Origin of the sequence: Bradyrhizobium sp. Ce-3, assembly GCF_022835695.1 — a bacterium.
GTDB lineage: Bacteria > Pseudomonadota > Alphaproteobacteria > Rhizobiales > Xanthobacteraceae > Bradyrhizobium.
On the sequence record NZ_BQUV01000087.1, the window covers coordinates 1 to 320 of the forward strand.

A 320-nucleotide genomic window follows, 5' to 3' on the forward strand; every position below is an offset into this window, starting at 1 on the left:
GTATACAGAGAATCGGAATGGTGCCAATCAGCCAGGGCGTCCGATTAGTATCACTTTCTTTAATTCAACAAATCTTTTGGCGGACAATTTGACCATTCTCCAGCCCCAGTTCTGGGCGACGTTTGTATGGCAGAGCAGAAACGTCTCAATCACCAATTTCTTTGTCAACGCGACAAGTAATAACCAGTGGGACACAACCAATACCGATGGATATGATTCTTGGAATAGCGATATGTTGCTTGTCGAAAACGCATTTATCACCAATGGAGATGATTGCATTGCTGCCAAGGGAAATACCACAAATTTGCTTGTTAGAAATG

At 42.8% G+C, this 320-nt stretch carries 1 protein-coding gene; it reads left to right on the plus strand.

Annotated features, from left to right (window positions below; all coding sequences use genetic code 11):
• Nucleotides 1-320, plus strand: a 320-nt coding sequence (locus BRSPCE3_RS36285; protein ID WP_375710015.1) for a glycosyl hydrolase family 28 protein, incomplete at both ends; no start/stop codon positions are given.